Source organism: uncultured Sphingomonas sp. (genome assembly GCF_937859915.1).
Lineage (GTDB): Bacteria > Pseudomonadota > Alphaproteobacteria > Sphingomonadales > Sphingomonadaceae > Solisphingomonas.
Window position 1 is genome coordinate 1 of sequence record NZ_CALMAW010000006.1, and the last position, 16,923, is coordinate 16,923.

The window sequence follows — 16,923 nt, forward strand, 5'->3', positions numbered from 1 at the left end:
GCCCTTCTCGGCCTTTGCGACGACGAGCTGGACCAAGGGTCCGACCAGCCTGACGCGCTTCAACGGCCGCTCGTCCTACGAGATCGACGGCGGCTCGGCGCCGGGGCTGAGTTCGGGGCAGGCGATGCAAAAGATCGTCCAGCTCCAGAAGACACTCGCGCCGGGCACGTCCTTTGCGTGGAGCGGCCTGTCGTATCAGGAGAATATCTCGAGCGGGCAGGGGCCGGTGCTCTACGGCGTGTCGATCCTCGTCGTCTTCCTGTGTCTGGCGGCGCTCTACGAGAGCTGGTCGATCCCGTTCGCGGTGCTGCTGGTGATCCCGCTCGGGCTGGTCGGCGCGGTGCTTGCCGTCACGTTGCGCGGGCTCGAGAACAACATCTATTTCCAGGTCGGGCTGCTCACCACCATGGGGCTCGCCGCCAAGAACGCGATCTTGATTGTCGAGTTCGCCGAGGCTGCGCGGCAGGGCGGCAAGAGCGCCATCGATGCGGCCTATGAGGCGGCCAGGCTCCGGCTGCGGCCGATCCTGATGACCTCGATCGCGTTCATCGCCGGCGTATTCCCGCTTGCCATCGCCAGCGGCGCGGGCGCGCAGAGCCGGATCGCGATCGGCACCGCGGTGGTCGGCGGCATGCTGTCGGCGACGGCGCTGGCGATCTTCTTTGTGCCGATGTTCTTCGCGCTGGTCACCCAGCTGTTCCACGGCGACGCCAAGCCGAAGCAGCCCGCGCCCGACACCAACCCGACGCCGGAGCCTGCCTGATGCGTCGTACGACCTCCGCGCTGACGCTCGTCGCGCTGCTCTCGGGCTGCGACCTGGCGCCGCATTACGCCCGCCCGGCGTCGGCCGCGCCCACGCAGTGGCCGACCGGCGCCGCCTATGCGCCGTCCGCGCCGCAAGCCGCCGAGCAGCCGGGCGGGCTGCCATGGCGGACGATGATCAGCGATCCCAAGCTGGTGACGCTGATCGAGCAGGCGCTCGCCAACAATCGCGACCTGCGCGCCGCGGTCGCCAACGTCGCCTCCGCGCGCGCGCAATATCATGTCACGCGCTCGGCGCAGCTGCCGACGCTGACCGGCGATGCCGGCGCGACGATCGACCGCGGGATCACCAGCGCCCGCAACTCGTCGAACAGCTATGACGCCAATGTCGGGATCAGCAGCTTCGAGATCGACCTGTTCGGCCGGCTCAAGAATCTCAGCCGCGCCGCGTTCGAGCAATATCTCTCGACCGAGGCGGGGACGCGCTCGACCCGGCTGACGCTGATCGCCGAGACCGCGACCGCCTACGCGACGCTCGCCGCGGACCAGGATCTGCTGCGCATCGCGCGCGACACGCTGGCGACGGGCAACCGCACGCTCGAGCTGACGCGCTCGCTGTTCAACGCCGGACTCGACAGCGCGGTCGACATGCAGGACGCGATCACCGTCGTCGCGCAGGCGCAATCCGACATCGAACAGGAGACGACGCAAGTCGCGCAGGACCGCAATGCGCTGCAGCTGATGGTCGGCGCGCCGATCGACGATGCGCTGATCCCCATGTCGCTCGCCGAGCTCGACGGCACGATCGCCAACGTCCCCGCCGGCCTGTCCTCGACGGTGCTGCTCCAGCGCCCCGACGTGCTCGAGGCCGAGCATCTGGTGAAGGCGCAGACCGCGACGATCGGCGCGGCGCGCGCCGCCTTCTTCCCGACGATCACGTTGACCTCGGCGATCGGCGTCGCCAGCACGGCGTTGAGCTCGCTGTTCACCGGCGGCGCGCTCGCCTTCACCGCGGCACCGCAGGCGTCGCTACCGATCCTCGGCGGCACCAATCGCGGCAATCTCGAATATGCCCGGGCGCAGCGCGACTATTATGCCGCGCAATATGATTATACCGTGCAGACCGCCTTCCGCGAGGTTGCCGACGGTCTCGCCCGGCGCGGCACGATCAACCGCCAGCGCGCCGCACAGCAGCGGCTGGTCGACGCCGCCGGCCAGAGCTACCGGCTGTCGACCGCGCAATATCAGGCGGGCACCGACACCTTTCTCGACGCGCTGACCGCCGAGCGCACCCTCTATGCGGCGCGGCAGACGCAGGTCTCGACGATCCTCTCCGACATCCAGAACCGGATCAGCCTCTACCAATATATCGGTTCCGACAGCGGCGTTTGAGGGGCGCAAGCGCTCGCTTCGGGGGAGGACCGTGCCAGCGCTCTCCTTCTCCGGTCATCCCGGCGAAAGCCGGGATCCGTAGACGGCAAGGCGCCCGTGTCCCGGGCGCGGCGTTGCGCCATCCGGCTCACATCACGCCCCGGGCGCGCCGCAACCATGGGTCCCGGCGTCCGCCGGGACGACGGTCAGGGTCACGATGGGGTGAAGGCGTCACGTCGCCGCGTCGCCTTCAACTTGGCTTCGCGGGCGCCACCTCCCCTCCCTCGATGAGGGAGGGGAGGCCGCATCTCAGTTCAGGTCCATCCGTCCGGCGTTCATTACCTTGTCCCAGGCCGCCACGAAGTCGGCCACGAACTTCGGCTGCGAGTCCGATGAGGCATAGACTTCCGCCAGCGCGCGCAGCTCCGAATGCGAACCGAAGATCAGGTCGACGCGCGTCGCGGTCCGGGTCGGCTCCTTGGTGCGGCGGTCGCGGCCCTGGAAGCGGTTGTCGGAGTCGGTCGTCTCCCATTCCGTCTTCATGTCGAGCAGGTTGACGAAGAAGTCGGTGGTCAGCACCCCCACCCGATCGGTGAACACGCCCTCCTCGACGCCCTTGGCATTGGCGCCGAGCACGCGCAGCCCGCCGACCAGCACGGTCAGCTCAGGGCCGGTCAGCCGGAGCAGCTGGGCGCGGTCGACGAGTGCTTCCTCGGGCGCCATGAACTGCTCGCCGCGACGGTAGTTGCGGAAGCCGTCCGCCGTCGGCTCCAGCACCGCAAAGGATTCGACGTCGGTCTGCTCAGCGGTCGCATCGGTACGGCCGGGGGTGAACGGCACGGTGACGTCCGAGCCGGCATCCTTCGCCGCCTTCTCGACCGCCGCACAGCCACCGAGCACGATCAGGTCGGCGATCGACACCTTCTTGCCGCCGGTCGCCGCGCCGTTGAAGTCGGCCTGGATCGTCTCGAGCGTCGAGAGGACCTGCGCGAGCTTGGCTGGGTTGTTGACCTCCCAATCCTTCTGCGGGGCGAGCCGGACGCGGCCACCGTTCGAGCCGCCACGCTTGTCCGATCCGCGATAGGTCGAGGCCGAGGCCCAGGCCGCACCGACCAGTTGCGAGACCGACAGACCCGATCCGTGGATCTTGTCCTTGAGCGCCGCGATGTCGTTCGCGTCGATCAGCGCATGGTCGAGCGCGGGCACGCGATCCTGCCAGATCAGCGGCTCCTTGGGCACGAGCGGCCCCAGATAGCGTTCGATCGGACCCATGTCGCGGTGCGTGAGCTTGAACCAGGCGCGGGCGAAGGCGTCGGCGAACTGGTCCGGATTCTCGTAGAAGCGCCGCGAAATCTTCGCATATTCCGGGTCGACCTTGAGCGCCAGATCCGAGGTCAGCATGCGCGGACGCTGCTTTTTCTCGGGATCATGCGCGCCGGGAATCGACGCTTCGGCCTCCTTGGCTTCCCACTGGAAGGCGCCGGCCGGGCTCTTGGTCAGCTCCCATTCGAACTTGAACAGATTGTCGAAATAGTGGTTGCTCCACTTCGTCGGGGTCTGGCTCCAGGTGACCTCAAGCCCCGAGGTGATCGCGTGGGCGCCGACGCCGGTCTCGAACTTGCTGCGCCAGCCGAGCCCCTGGTCCTCGATCACGCCGCCCTCGGGCTCAGGCCCCAGGAAGGAGGGATCGCCCGCGCCGTGGGTCTTGCCGAAGGTGTGGCCGCCGGCGATCAGCGCGACGGTCTCCTCGTCGTTCATCGCCATGCGCGCGAAGGTCGAGCGGATGTCATGCGCCGAGCCCTGCGGATCGGGCTTGCTGTCGGGGCCCTCGGGATTGACGTAGATGAGGCCCATCTGGACCGCGCCGAGCGCGGAATGGAGCTGGCGCTCGCCGCTGTAACGCTCGCTGCCGAGCCAGCTGCCCTCGGGGCCCCAATAGAGTTCCTCGGGCTCCCAGGTGTCGGCGCGGCCGCCGGCGAAGCCGAAGGTCTCGAATCCCATCGACTCGAGCGCGACGTTGCCGACGAGCACGAACAGATCCGCCCAGGAGATCTTGCTGCCGTATTTCTGCTTGATCGGCCAGAGCAGGCGGCGCGCCTTGTCGAGGCTGGCATTGTCGGGCCAGCTGTTGAGCGGGGCGAAGCGCTGCTGCCCGCCGCCGGCACCGCCGCGCCCGTCGGTGGTGCGATAGGTGCCTGCGCTATGCCAGGCGAGACGGATGAACAGACCGCCATAATGGCCGAAGTCGGCGGGCCACCAGTCCTGCGAGTCGGTCATCAGCGCGTGCAGGTCGGCGATCACGGCGTCGAGATCGAGCGTCTTGAATGCGGCGGCGTAATCGAACGCGCCGCCCAACGGGTTGGCGCGGGGATCGTGCTGGGTCAGCGATTCGAGGCGCAGGCCCTCGGGCCACCAGTCGCGATTGCTATGACCGCGACCACCGCCACGCTTGCCGGGGCCGCCGCTACCGCCGCCGCCATGCGCGACCGGGCATTCGCCGGAGGCGGATTGCTCTTCGACCTGAGAAGCCATGATGCGTTCCTTTCCCATTTGGGTCCGATCGATCGCCAAGCCGACGGCGCCGGACACCCTCTACGGGCAGCAAACACTGCAAAACGACGGTACCTGTAAAGACGATTGTTCGGATCAGAGTGATCGAGGGAACGCGTCAAGGATCATCAACCCACCCGATCTTCTCGATTTCGGGCACGCGGAAGTTGATGCGGCACCAGGATTGCGGCGAGCAAGGCCAGCGCGCCGCCAAGCAGCGTCGCCGCTATCCGATGCTCGGCGTTACCGACCGCGCTCGCCTGGCCGAGCGAGGTTAGAAGCACGATCGTGGCGGTGATCGATGCGGTGAGGCTGGCATAATGCGCTTTCTGCAGCGCGAACGCCGCCCCCGCGGCCATGGTGACGCCGAGCAGTAGCAGCGGCGTGGTGTCGCGGCACGCCGCAGCGAACAGCGTCGCGAGGGCGCATCCGCCGATCGTGCCGCCGACGCGCGCGATCCCGCGGGCGCGCGTCTCGCTCAGCCGCGGCTTGAGCACGATCAGCGCGGTCATCGGCGCCCAATAGCCATTGGCAAGGCCAAGCGGCGCGATGAGCAGCAGGCAGGCCGCAACCGCCGCCGCCGCGCGCGTCATGTGCGCGATCAGCAACGCGCGCCCGCCGCGCGCCGGGCGGACCGGCGATATCGTGACCATGCCGGCGCGGGGGAAGAGCCGGGCGAGCAGGACGACGATGGCGATCTGCGCCGCGCCGCCCGTTAGCGTCATCGCACCCCGGACGAACGCTGCATGGACGTTGCCCGGATAATAGCCGGCCACGAAGAAGATGATCACCACCTGCAGGAAGGCCCACCACATATCCTCGTCGTGCAGGGCGAGGGCGGCGCAGGCGGCGGCCAGCGCCGCTGCGATGCCGACGAAGGCGATGCTGTCCTGGCCGAGCAGCGTACCGGTCACGGCCGCGACGCTCATTCCGGCCATCGCCAGCAGCATCGCGCCCCAGCGGCGGCCGCCGAGTTCCCGCGCCGCGCCGAAGCCGACCGCGAACGCCGCACCGGCCGCGATTACCCCCCGCGTCGGATAGCCGGACAGAACGCCGCACAGGATCATCAGCGGCATCGCCGGCACGCACAGCGCTGCCTCGCGCCAATGGAAGGGTTGGAGGTGGCGACGATATCGGTCGCCCTTACTCACCATTTGGCTGCCACCCATATCCCCCGACTACTCGTCGACAATGGCCGCGTCGGTTGACGGTTCCGGTAGAAGAATCCGGCGGGACGACCGCGCTGCCGGCGGGTGGCAGCCGGGTCATCGTCTCCCCCGAGACGTCGCCATAAAAAAAGACCGCCCCGAAGGACGGCCTGGAGGTTTAGGAGAGGATGCCTGAAAGGCGTGTTTGTTGTGCATCTGCGAACAGGATCAGGCAAGTGCCTTTTCTGCAATTCCACTTGTCATTTGGTATAGCTTGCGCTGTCCGTCGGTCGATGCCGGGTGGTCCGACCGCCCGCGGGCCGGCATTCGCGACCGCACCGCTTTCCTGCAAATGTCCCCTAGTCTCGGACATCGAGCGGCCGCAACGCCATAAATCCAGCCCAATCGGATGGCGTGGTTGTATTCGATGCGGCCGTGAATGCCGCGATGCAGCGTTGGGCCGTCGGTGGGCCCATACAGCGATCGGGCTGTCATCTGATCCGTCGCAATGGCTACCGCGATCCGACCGGCGCTATGCTATCGCACTGGCGATGCGATCACGACTTGCCCGGTGCCCCGACCCTACACGTCGCACCGGACCGCGCGGAGGCGGTCATCGCCTGCTCGCAGCGTCAGTACCCGCCACGTGAGATCCCAACGGATCGTAGGGTGCGTCGCGGCCTTGGCCATCGCGGCTCCCGCGCCGGCTGCGCCGCCGATCGTCACGCTGTTCCCGGCACCGCCGGATCTGTCGATCATACGCAGTCCGGCCGACGCGCTCGCCGATGACGCGACCGCCTACGCCGCCACGTACGGCGTGACGCTGCAGACGGCGATGACACGGCTGCGTGCGCAGGAGGGCAGCGTCAGCGAGACCGACGCGATCGCGAGGCTCTATGAAGATCGGCTCGCCGGGATCACGATCGAGCACCGACCGATCTACCGGATCGTGGTGCTGCTGACCGGCGACGCGCCAGAGCCGGAGCGCACGCTGTCGGTCGGGGGCATGGACGTGTCGATCGTCTTCCGGACCGGTGCGCCGGCGTCGCGCGCGCGGATCCTTGCCGCGATCGAGGCGCACCAGGCCGAAATCCGCCAGTCCTTGATCGACCCGCCGGGGCTGGGCGTCGATCCGCGCACCGGCCGGCTGCTGGTGGCGGTCGGCACCGACGATGTCGATCACATCGGGTTGCCGGCGATCGAGGCGCAGGTCGCGGCCATCGCCGGGGTCCCCACGCACGCCATCGTTCCTGGCCGCGACGCCAATTTCGCGGTCGTAGGCGGCCAGCCGCTCGAGAACGTCGATCACCAGGCGCACCGGCGGTACCGGTGCACGTCGGGTTTTGTTGTCGCCGACGGCCCGCGGACCGGGATCACGACCGCCGCGCACTGCCCCGACGAGCTCACCGATATCGCTATGAATGGCACGCGGACGGTCCTGTCGATGGTCGGCGCCTGGGGTGCGCGCTATCAGGACATCCAGATCCACGTCGGTCCGGACGCGATGCCACCCCTGTTCGAGGCGGGCGCGGGCCTGCGGAGCGTGTCGACCTGGCGCAACCGCACCAGCCTTCGCGCGGGCGACATCGTCTGCCATCAGGGCATCACGTCCGGCTATAGCTGTGCCGAGGTCGTCGCGCCCGATTATGCGCCCCCGGGCGATCTGTGCGCGGGGCCGTGCCCGGCGACCTGGGTGGCTGTCGCCGGACCGAACTGCGCGCACGGCGATAGCGGCGGCCCTGTCTTTCTGGGCGAGGTCGCCTTCGGTCTGGTCAAGGGCGGGAGCTATCGGCCGGACGGCGCCTGTTCGCTTTATTATTTCATGTCGACCGACTATCTGCCGCCCGGCTGGTCGCTGCTGCGCCGATAGCGTCTTCTTAGCAGCGGTCGATGATTCCGATCAGGAGCCCAGTGCGCATAGCCGTGCGATCGCCTTCGGCAATAGCGGTCCGCGGAAATCGAGACCGAGGATGTCTCCCTCGCGCCACGTGACGCGGCCGCCGATCAGCGTGTGGTCCGCGATGACGATCGTGATGTAGTTGCCGATCTCCGCGGCGGCGCTGGTCTCGATCCTGCATCCGCGCGGGCTGACCTCGGTCAGCGTCCCCGCGATCGCATCCTGGCCGTCGATATGCAGCATCAGCGGCAGGCGAAGCGGTGTGCGCAGCTCGATGCGCCTGGCTCCGGCGCCGTCGCCATCGGAGGGCAGCTGCATTGGTTCGGTATCCATTACTGCGTGCCTAGCCATGGAGTCCAAAGGCCGGGTAAACGGCATGTCCGTATTACGGATGGGCGGCGCGACCAGAATGGTGCGCCGCCCGTTGTAGCGTGGCGCTAGGCCGCGGTATCGAGCAGCACGCCCGTGTTCGACGAGGATGCCGTCGTCGAACTGCCGTAGGTGCCCGAGCTGATGCTCGAGCGCATGTTCTGCAGGAAGCTGATCAGCGAATCGAGCTGTTGCTGCTCGGTCGCCTGCGTGCTCGATGTCGACGACACGCCTGTCGCCGTGCCGTCGTCGCTGTCGTCCGTATCGGACGAGGTGGTCCCGTCGAGTGAAGTGGTGCTGGTGGTGGCGATCGGCGGCACGCTGCTGTCGCTGGTCCCGACCAGCGCGGCGATTGCACCGCCGCCGCCATGGCCGCCGCCATGATGGCCATGGGCCCCCTGGGTGCCCTGCGCGAAGAAGCCCTGAAGCTCGGACGCCTGGTCGCTGGTCAAAGTACCCGCCGATACCTGACCCTGGATCAGCGTATTGATCTTGTCCTTCATGTCGCTTGGCGACGTGCTCGTTCCGCTCGACGCGCCGGACAACTCGCTCTGGATGTTGCCCAGCGCACTCTCAAGCGCAGTCTGATCGGTCGCGCTGACCGTGCCCGTGGCCGCAGCGCGATCGATCCGACTGTCCATCATCGATAGACCCGTGGACATGGACGATGTGATCGACGTCATCGGGTGTGCTCCCCCCGTTCGATGGTCCGATAGTGAACCGCGAGAGAGGATCGCACGAAGAATATAGTCGGGAGGTTAATTACAAAACATTTCATTGTGTTGCAAAGTCGAGGCGTCCGCGTTCGCCGGTCTCATAGCCGGCAAGTCGAGCAACGTCTGCCGATCTACGGATCGCGTCTCATTATCTCGCATCCCAACCCTGCGTCGATATAACGGTGGACCGGCGCGACTGCGGTCAGCCCTGCCCTTCCGCCATTTCTGCCAGTGCCAGCCAGCGTGCCTCTGCGGCCTCCTTGGTCGCGCGTGCGGTGGCGATCGCCTTCATCAGCGCATCAAAGCTTTTGGGGTCGCGCGTGAAGAGATTGGGGTCGGCGAGGGTCTGCTCGTCACGGGCGATCTGGCCTTCGAGCCGTTCGATCTCCTGCGGCAGCATGTCGAGGTCACGCTGGTCCTTGTAGGTCAGTTTCACGCGCACCGGCGGGGGAGGGGGCGGCGCCACCACGGGTCGGATCACGGAGCGCTTGCCCGTTGCCGCGCGCGGCGCGCGCTGGCGCTCCCAATCCTCATAGCCGCCCGCGACGACGTCGACCGTGCCGCTGCCGTCGAGCCCCAGCGTGATCGTCACGGTGCGGTCGAGGAAGTCGCGGTCATGGCTGACGATCAGCACGGTGCCGTCATAGTCGCCGATCACCTCCTGCAGCAGGTCGAGCGTCTCGAGATCGAGATCGTTGGTCGGCTCGTCGAGCACCAGCAGGTTGGACGGGCGCGCGAATTCGCGCGCAAGCAGCAGTCGCGAACGCTCGCCGCCCGAGAGCGAACCGATCTTGGCGTCGGCCATGTTGGGATCGAACAGAAACTCCTTCAGATAGCCGTGCAGGTGTTTGCGGACTCCCAGCACGTCGATCCAGTCGCCGCCGTCGGTGACGACCTCGCGCACCGTCTTCTCGGGGGCCATCAGGCTGCGCTGCTGGTCGATCACCACCGCATCCAGGGTCTTGGCGAAGCGGATCGCGCCGCTGTCGGGTTCGAGCTCACCGGTCAGCAGCTTGAGCAAGGTCGATTTGCCCGCGCCGTTGCGGCCGACGATGCCGATACGGTCTCGCCGCGCGACGCGCAGCGTGAGGTTGTCGATGATCGTCCGTTCGCCGAAGCGCTTGGAAATGCCCTTGGCGTCGATGACGATCTTCGAGCGCGCATCGTCGGTGCCGGTGACAAGATTGGCCGAGCCCTGCGGCCCCATCATCGACGCGCGCTCGGCGCGCATCTCGACGAGCTTGGTGAGACGCCCCTGGTTGCGCTTGCGCCGGCCGGTGACGCCGCGCAGCAGCCAATGCTCCTCGAGCTTGAGCTTGGCGTCGAGCTTTTCGGCGTTGCGCGCCTCGTCGGCATAGACCTGCTCGGTCCAGGCGTCGAAGCCGCCGAAGCCGATCTCGGCGCGGCGGATATTGCCGCGGTCGAGCCACAGCGTCTGCTTGGTGAGGCGGGTGAGGAAGGTACGATCGTGGCTGATCACGACGAAGGCGCCGCGGAAGCGCTTGAGCCAGTCTTCGAGCCATTCGATCGCGGCGATGTCGAGATGGTTGGTCGGCTCGTCGAGGAGCAGCACGTCGGGGTCCTGCGCCAGCGCGCGGACGATCGCGGCGCGGCGGCGCTCGCCGCCCGAAGCCGAGGCTGCCTCGCGGTCGAGGTTGATCCCGAGCTGGTCGGCGATCGCGTCGGCCTCGTAATCGACCGGCGCGTCGTCGCCGCCCATGACATAGTCGCGCAGCGTCGCGACCCCGCGCAGGTCGGGCTCCTGCTCGAGGATGATGACGCGCGTTCCGGGCACGATCGTGCGTCGGCCTTCGTCGGCGTCAATATTGCCGCCGATCAGCTTGAGCAGCGTGGTCTTGCCCGCGCCGTTGCGGCCGATCAGCGCGAGCCGATCGCGCTGGCCAATGTGGATGTCGAGCCCGCGGAAGAGCCAGCCGGAGCCTTGGACGAGGCCGAGGCCTTCATAGGAGAGTACAGGTGCAGCCATGGCGTGCGAGCTAGGCGATGTGTGCCCAAAATGTAACCCTAGGCGATGCGCGAGCGACACATCGCCGGTCCAAACCGCGCCGGCGGCAACATTCACGGCTTGTTCAACGCCCACACGCCATGTCAGCGCTATGCCGATGATCCGCGTCTCCCTGTTTGTCCTGTCGATGGCGGCCGCCCTTGCGCCGGCTGCCGCCGGGCCGCATCGCTCGCCGGACCAGTCGCGCGCGCGCGAGATGCACCGCGAGGGCGCGCCGCCGCTCCGGGCGATCCAGCAGCAGTGGCGTAACGGCATGCCCGGGTACGACTATCTGGGTTCGGACTATGACGAATATTCGGGCAGCTACCGGCTGAAGTTCATGCGCCGCGGATCGGTGTCGTGGATCGATGTCGACGGACGGACCGGGCGCGAGGTGCGGCGCTCGCCGCGGTAGGATCCCGCGCCGCGCCCTATCCACCGTTCTTCCTGAGCGAAGCCGAAGGACGGGCTGCAGACGCTGCGCCAGATAACACGCACTTCGACTGCGCTCAGTGCGAACGGTGGGGTGTGCGGCCCCCGCAACCCGATCGTTGCTTGCCCGTTCATGTTCGCGACGCCACATAGGGCGGACGACCACACCGAAAGGCCTGCCCCATGCGCATTCTCGTCGTCGAGGACGAACCCACGCTCGGCCGCCAGCTGCGCGCCACGCTCGAGGGGGCGGGTTATGCGATCGATCTCGCGACCGATGGCGAGGATGGCCATTATCTGGGTTCGACCGAGAATTACGACGCGATCATCCTCGATCTGGGGCTTCCCGAGGTCGATGGTCTGACCGTGCTGGACCGCTGGCGCAAAGAGGGCAAGGACATGCCCGTGCTCGTGCTGACCGCGCGCGACAGCTGGTCCGACAAAGTGGCGGGGCTCGATGCCGGCGCCGACGACTATCTCGCCAAGCCGTTCCAGACCGAGGAACTCATCGCCCGGCTCCGCGCACTGATCCGCCGCGCCGCGGGCAATGCCTCGTCCGAACTGATCGCCGGCGACGTCCGTCTCGATACGCGATCGGGCAAGGTCACGCGCGCCGGCGAGCCGGTGAAGCTGACCGCGCAGGAATATAAGCTGCTGTCCTATCTGATGCATCACAAGGGCAAGGTGGTCAGCCGCACCGAGCTGATCGAGCATATTTACGACCAGGATTTCGACCGCGACTCGAATACGATCGAGGTGTTCGTCACGCGCATCCGCAAGAAGCTCGGCACCGACATCATCACCACCATCCGGGGCCTGGGCTACAGCCTTGAAGAGCCCGACACCGCGACCGCCTGAGACCGGACCCGCCGCGGTGATCGCCGAAGACGGGGCTGGCGCGGCCGGTCGGCCGCGCGATCGCTGGTGGATGATCCCGGTCAACACGCTGCGCATTCTGCTCTTTCTGCGGCCGAAGGGGGCGGAGTGGGGGCCGGGCGTGCGCACGACGGGATCGCTGACCCGCCGCATGATCGGCATGGCGGCGCTGTGGATCCTGCTGCTGCTCGCCGGCGGCGGGGTCGCGCTCGACCGCGTGCTGACCGGCGCGATCACCCGCAATTTCGACTCCAATCTCGATTATGTGCTGACCGCGATGATCGTCCAGGCCGAGGTCGGGCCCGATGGCGAGGTGCGCTTCAATCGTCCGCTTGCCGACCAGCGCTTCCTCGAACCCTATTCGGGTCTCTATTGGCAGGTCTCCGGCAAGGGGCACGATCCCTTTCCGTCACGCTCGCTGTGGGATCAGACGCTTGCGGTCGACCTCGCCCACCCGGCGCCCGACATCCAGTCCTACGACAGCAAGCAATTCAAGGATGAGCCGCTGCGCGTGATCGAGCGCGACGTGACGATTCCCGGGTCGAAGGTCACCTGGCGTTTCCAGGTTGCGGCGAGCCGAGACGATCTCGACGCGCAGATCGGGGTACTCCGCAAGACGATGATCCGCAGTTTCGCAATCCTCGGCATCGGCCTCATCCTGATGTCGGCGCTGCAAACGATCTATGGCCTGTGGCCGCTGCGCCGCGTGCGGCTGGCAATCGCTGGTGTCCGCTCCGGCCGTTTCTCGCGCGTCGATGTCGCGCTGCCGGTCGAGATCCGGCCGCTGGTCGAGGAGCTCAACGATCTGCTCCAGCACAATGAGAAGCAGGCCGAGGAAGCGCGGACGCATGCCGGCAACCTCGCCCATGCGCTCAAGACGCCGCTGACCGTGATCATGAACGAGGTCACCGCGCAATCACCGGAGCTGCCCGCAACGGTGATGCGCGAGGCGCGGACGATGCGGCGGCAGGTCGATCACCATCTCGCGCGCGCCCGCGCGGTCGGTCGCCGCGGGTCGGCGCAGAGCCGGTCGGAGGTCTGGCCGTCGCTCGATGCCGTCAGCCATGCGGTCGATCGGCTGTTTCCCGACGCGGTGATCGATCTCGACGGCGAGCGCGGGCTGGCGGTGCGCGTCGAGCGTCAGGATCTCGACGAGTTGCTTGGCAATCTCATCGAGAATGCCGCCAAATATGGCGGGGGACGCGTGTTCGTGACGGTGGCTCGCGCGGACAATGCGGTCGACGTGCTGGTCGAGGATGATGGCCGCGGCATCCCCGAGGCGGCGCGCGAAAAGATTTTCGAGCGCGGCGCGCGGCTCGATACGGGCAAGCCCGGAACCGGTCTCGGCCTCGCGATCGTGCGCGACGTCGCCGAAATCTATGGCGGGTCGGTGACGCTGGAGGAGAGCGAGGATCTGGGCGGCCTGCTGGTGCGGTTGCGATTGCCGATCGCGGTCTAGGACGCATCGGACCAGGGCGATGCCGGACCGGCGTTCGTCAGGCGAGAAGCTAGGCTGGTCGCCGAGCTGTCTTGCGCATTTCCATCGCTGTCATACATGCTGCGACGCAACAACATGAGTCGCGCGCCATGACCGTAGCCGCACAGGCGCCCACCCAGACCGTCCACGGCGCCGGAATTGTGATGTTCGCGCTGGCGATGGGCGGCTTCGCGATCGGGACGACCGAGTTCGCATCGATGAGCCTGCTACCGTATTTTGCGCGCGGTCTCGGGATAGACGAACCCACCGCGGGCCACGCGATCAGCGCCTATGCGCTGGGCGTCGTGATCGGCGCGCCGCTGATCGCGGTGATTGGGGCGAAGATGGCGCGGCGTACGCAGCTGATCGCGCTGATGGCGGTGTTCGCCGCCGGCAACGCGCTGTCGGCCTTTTCGCCGAGCTATCACTGGCTGCTGCTGTTCCGCTTCCTGTCCGGACTGCCGCACGGCGCCTATTTCGGCCTCGCCTCGCTGGTCGCGACGACGCTGGTGCCCCCCAATCGCCGCACCATGGCGGTCGGCCGGGTGATGCTCGGGCTGACTGTCGCGACCGTCATCGGTGTCCCCGTCGCGAGCTGGGTAGGGCAGGCGATCGGCTGGCGATCGGGCTTCGTGATCGTCGCCGCACTCGCCGTCCTGACGATGGCGCTGCTCGCCATCTTCGCTCCGCGCGACGCCGCCGCGCAGGATGCCAGCCCGCTCCGCGAACTCGGCGCGCTCAAGCGTGGGCAGGTATGGCTGACGCTGGGGATCGGCGCGATCGGCTTCGGTGGGCTTTTCTCGGTCTACACCTATCTGGCGACGACGCTCACCGCGGTGACTCATGTCTCGCCTGCGGTCGTGCCGGTCGTGCTCGCGGTGTTCGGGATCGGGATGACGCTGGGCAATCTCGTCATACCCTGGTTCGCGGACCGCGCGCTGATGCCGACCGCGGGCGGGTTGCTCCTGTTCTCGGCGGCGATGCTGATCGTTTACCCCCTCGCGGCGCCGCATCTCGGCTGGATGATCGCAAACGTGTTCTTCATCGGGGTCGGTGGCGCGCTCGGCACGGTGCTGCAGACCCGGCTGATGGACGTTGCCGAGGACGCACAGGCACTCGCCGCCGCGCTCAACCATTCGGCCTTCAACACCGCCAATGCACTGGGGCCATTTCTCGGCGGCCTAGCGATCGATGCCGGGTTGGGCTGGACCTCGACCGGCCCGGTGGGCTGCGCGCTGGCGATCGGCGGGTTCGGCGTGTGGATCGCGGCCGTCGTCGATGCACGCCGGCGGGTGCGGGTGGCAGTGCGCGTCTAGCGCTTGCCGCGAGGGATCAGGATAGCCTTGCCAAGGGCGCCACCGTCCCGCACGCGACGCACGATGGAGACTATCGACAAGCCTTGGTGGCGGGAGGAGACGCGCGCGACGATCGCGCTCGCCTATCCGCTGGTGCTGACCAATCTCGCGCAGGCGCTGATCCAGACCACCGACGTCGTGCTGCTCGGCTGGGCGGGACCGCGCTTCCTCGCTGCGGGCGCATTGGGGGTCAATCTGTTCAACGCCTGCATGGTGTTCGGGGTCGGCCTGGTCACCGCGTCGGCGCCGATGATGGCGCGTGCGCTCGGCGCGCGGTCGCATAATGTTCGCGACGTGCGTCGCACCGTGCGTCAGGCGCTGTGGGCCGCACTCGCGGTGTCGCTGCCGATGTGGATGCTGCTCTGGCACGCCGAGGCGATCCTGCTCGCCTTTCACCAGGACGCGGGCCTTGCCCATGATGCCGGGCAGCTGGTGCGGCCGATGATGTTCGGCGTCCTGCCGCTGATGGGCTATTTCGTGCTGCGCTCGTTCGTGTCAGCGCTCGAGCGGCCCGGCTGGGCGTTCCTCGTCGGCGCTGCCGCAGTCGTTTTCAACGCACTTCTGAACTACAGTCTGATCTTCGGCCGGTTCGGCCTGCCGTCTTTGGGGCTGCTGGGGGCGGGGATCGGCAGCGCCTGCTCCAACCTGCTGATGTTCGTTGGCATGGCGATCGTCGTGATGCGCCATCGGCGGTTCCGACGCTATCAGCTGTTCGGGCGCTTCTGGCGTGCCGACTGGCCGCGTTTCGCGCAGATTTGGCGACTGGGGTTGCCGATCGCGGTGACGCTGGGGCTCGAAGTCACGATCTTCAACGCCGCAGTGTTCCTGATGGGCCTGATCGGCGCCCCGGAACTTGCCGCGCACGCGGTCGCGATCCAGATAGCGTCGCTCTGCTTCATGGTGCCGCTCGGGCTCGCGCAGGCGGCGACGGTGCGTGTCGGATTCGCCTTCGGGCGTGGCGACCGGCAGGGGATCTCGCGCGCGGGCTGGACCGCCTTCGCGATCACCATGGCGTTCATGGCGGTACCGGCGGGGCTGATGCTGATCGCGCCGCGACTGCTCGTCGGGCTGTTCGTGGATGTCCGTGATCCCGCCAATGCGCATGTCGTCGCGCTCGCGGTGTCTTTCCTGACGGTGGCAGCGCTGTTCCAGTGGGTCGATGGCGCGCAGTCGGTCGGGGCCGGAATGCTGCGCGGCCTGCACGACACCGCGATGCCGATGGTGTTTGCCGGCGCCGGCTATTGGATCGTCGGGCTCGGTACGGCGCTGATCTTCGGTTTCCTGCTCGGTTGGGGCGGGGTAGGGATATGGATCGGGCTGGCCGCGGGGCTGGCGACCGCCTCGGTGCTGATGGTCACGCGCTGGGTTTGGCGCGAAGCGCTGGGGCTGGTCTAGCGCGTGTCAGGCGGAGCAAGACGCCTAGCCGCGCAACAGCTTCGCCAGTGCCGTATCCAGCGCCTGTAGAAAGCGCGAACGATCGGTCTTGGCGAACGGCGCCGCGCCGCCGATCTGGTCGCCGCCGGCGCGCAGGTCGGCCATGATCGCGCGGGTCGCGATCGCCGCGCCGATCGAGCTTGTCGTGAACGGCTTGCCGGTCGGAGCGATCACGGTCGCGCCCGCCTTGAGGCAGCGATCGGCGAGCAGGATGTCCGCGGTGACCACCACCGCATCGGCGCCCGCCAGTTCGGCGATCCGATCATCGGCGGCGTCGAAGCCGTCGCTGACCGTCTCGCGCGTGATCAGGGGGTGCGGCGGTACGCGCAGATGCGAGTTGGCGACGATCGTGACCGGCACGTCCGTCCGGTAGGCGACCCTGTAGATCTCTTCCTTGACCGGGCAGGCGTCGCCGTCGACCAGAATGCGTGCCATCGCCGTTCGAACGACTAGCGGCGCGGGCCCGTCGGCCGCACGCCGTGCGGCGTGCCGCCCGAACGCGGATCGTTGCCACGCGGCGCACCACCCGGC

The 16,923-nt window shown here is 67.7% G+C and carries 14 protein-coding genes; 8 read left to right on the plus strand and 6 right to left on the minus strand.

What is annotated here, in order from left to right; translation table 11 throughout:
• On the plus strand, positions 1 to 763 hold a 763-nt coding region (locus Q0326_RS00620; protein WP_298686004.1), incomplete at its 5' end, for an efflux RND transporter permease subunit.
• Positions 763 to 2,154: an efflux transporter outer membrane subunit gene (locus Q0326_RS00625; RefSeq protein WP_298686006.1), complete on the plus strand. Its 1,392-nt coding sequence runs from the start codon at positions 763 to 765 to the stop codon at positions 2,152 to 2,154. The genes Q0326_RS00620 and Q0326_RS00625, both read left to right, overlap by 1 nt.
• A gap of 288 nt (positions 2,155 to 2,442) precedes the next feature.
• On the opposite strand, the gene katG is transcribed toward Q0326_RS00625, so the two are convergent.
• Together katG and Q0326_RS00635 are read right to left on the minus strand one after the other, a co-directional pair.
• A complete protein-coding gene (katG, locus tag Q0326_RS00630; RefSeq protein ID WP_298686008.1) occupies positions 2,443 to 4,665 on the minus strand; it encodes a catalase/peroxidase HPI in 2,223 nt (740 codons plus the stop codon).
• Between the two features lie 146 nt (positions 4,666 to 4,811).
• The gene (locus Q0326_RS00635; RefSeq protein WP_298686011.1) at positions 4,812 to 5,834 is read right to left on the minus strand and encodes an FUSC family protein; all 1,023 of its coding nucleotides are present in this window, start codon (positions 5,832 to 5,834) and stop codon (positions 4,812 to 4,814) included.
• Positions 5,835 to 6,513: 679 nt separating this feature from the next.
• On the opposite strand from Q0326_RS00635, the gene Q0326_RS00640 reads away from it, so the two are divergent.
• Complete coding sequence (locus tag Q0326_RS00640) at positions 6,514 to 7,701, plus strand: hypothetical protein (protein WP_298686013.1); 1,188 nt, start codon at positions 6,514 to 6,516, stop codon at positions 7,699 to 7,701.
• Positions 7,702 to 7,731: 30 nt separating this feature from the next.
• Here the strand turns inward: Q0326_RS00640 and Q0326_RS00645 are convergent, their stop codons facing one another.
• The 3 genes from Q0326_RS00645 to Q0326_RS00655 form a co-directional block, all read right to left on the minus strand.
• Positions 7,732 to 8,061 carry a PilZ domain-containing protein gene (locus tag Q0326_RS00645; protein WP_298686015.1) on the minus strand — a complete coding sequence of 110 codons (330 nt, stop codon included), beginning with the start codon at positions 8,059 to 8,061 and terminating at the stop codon, positions 7,732 to 7,734.
• A 104-nt stretch (positions 8,062 to 8,165) separates the two neighbouring features.
• Entirely contained in the window at positions 8,166 to 8,741 is a 576-nt protein-coding gene (locus Q0326_RS00650; RefSeq protein WP_298686017.1) for a hypothetical protein, read from the minus strand.
• A 274-nt stretch (positions 8,742 to 9,015) separates the two neighbouring features.
• Positions 9,016 to 10,800: an ATP-binding cassette domain-containing protein gene (locus Q0326_RS00655; RefSeq protein ID WP_298686019.1), complete on the minus strand. Its 1,785-nt coding sequence runs from the start codon at positions 10,798 to 10,800 to the stop codon at positions 9,016 to 9,018.
• Positions 10,801 to 10,936: 136 nt separating this feature from the next.
• Between Q0326_RS00655 and Q0326_RS00660 the strand changes: the two genes are divergently transcribed.
• From Q0326_RS00660 to Q0326_RS00680, 5 genes are all read left to right on the plus strand, one after another.
• Positions 10,937 to 11,233 (plus strand): hypothetical protein, encoded by a 297-nt coding sequence (locus Q0326_RS00660; RefSeq protein WP_298686022.1) that lies wholly within the window; start codon positions 10,937 to 10,939, stop codon positions 11,231 to 11,233.
• Positions 11,234 to 11,433: 200 nt separating this feature from the next.
• Positions 11,434 to 12,108: a response regulator transcription factor gene (locus tag Q0326_RS00665; protein ID WP_298686024.1), complete on the plus strand. Its 675-nt coding sequence runs from the start codon at positions 11,434 to 11,436 to the stop codon at positions 12,106 to 12,108.
• A gap of 169 nt (positions 12,109 to 12,277) precedes the next feature.
• Positions 12,278 to 13,585 (plus strand): HAMP domain-containing sensor histidine kinase, encoded by a 1,308-nt coding sequence (locus tag Q0326_RS00670; protein WP_298686030.1) that lies wholly within the window; start codon positions 12,278 to 12,280, stop codon positions 13,583 to 13,585.
• A 128-nt stretch (positions 13,586 to 13,713) separates the two neighbouring features.
• Complete coding sequence (locus Q0326_RS00675) at positions 13,714 to 14,919, plus strand: MFS transporter (RefSeq protein ID WP_298686026.1); 1,206 nt, start codon at positions 13,714 to 13,716, stop codon at positions 14,917 to 14,919.
• Positions 14,920 to 14,982: 63 nt separating this feature from the next.
• Entirely contained in the window at positions 14,983 to 16,353 is a 1,371-nt protein-coding gene (locus Q0326_RS00680; protein ID WP_298686028.1) for an MATE family efflux transporter, read from the plus strand.
• Between the two features lie 24 nt (positions 16,354 to 16,377).
• Here Q0326_RS00680 and Q0326_RS00685 read toward each other — a convergent pair whose 3' ends face one another.
• Positions 16,378 to 16,827, minus strand: coding sequence for a YaiI/YqxD family protein (locus Q0326_RS00685; RefSeq protein ID WP_298686032.1), 450 nt, complete (start codon positions 16,825 to 16,827; stop codon positions 16,378 to 16,380).
• Between the last annotated feature and the right edge of the window lie 96 nt (positions 16,828 to 16,923).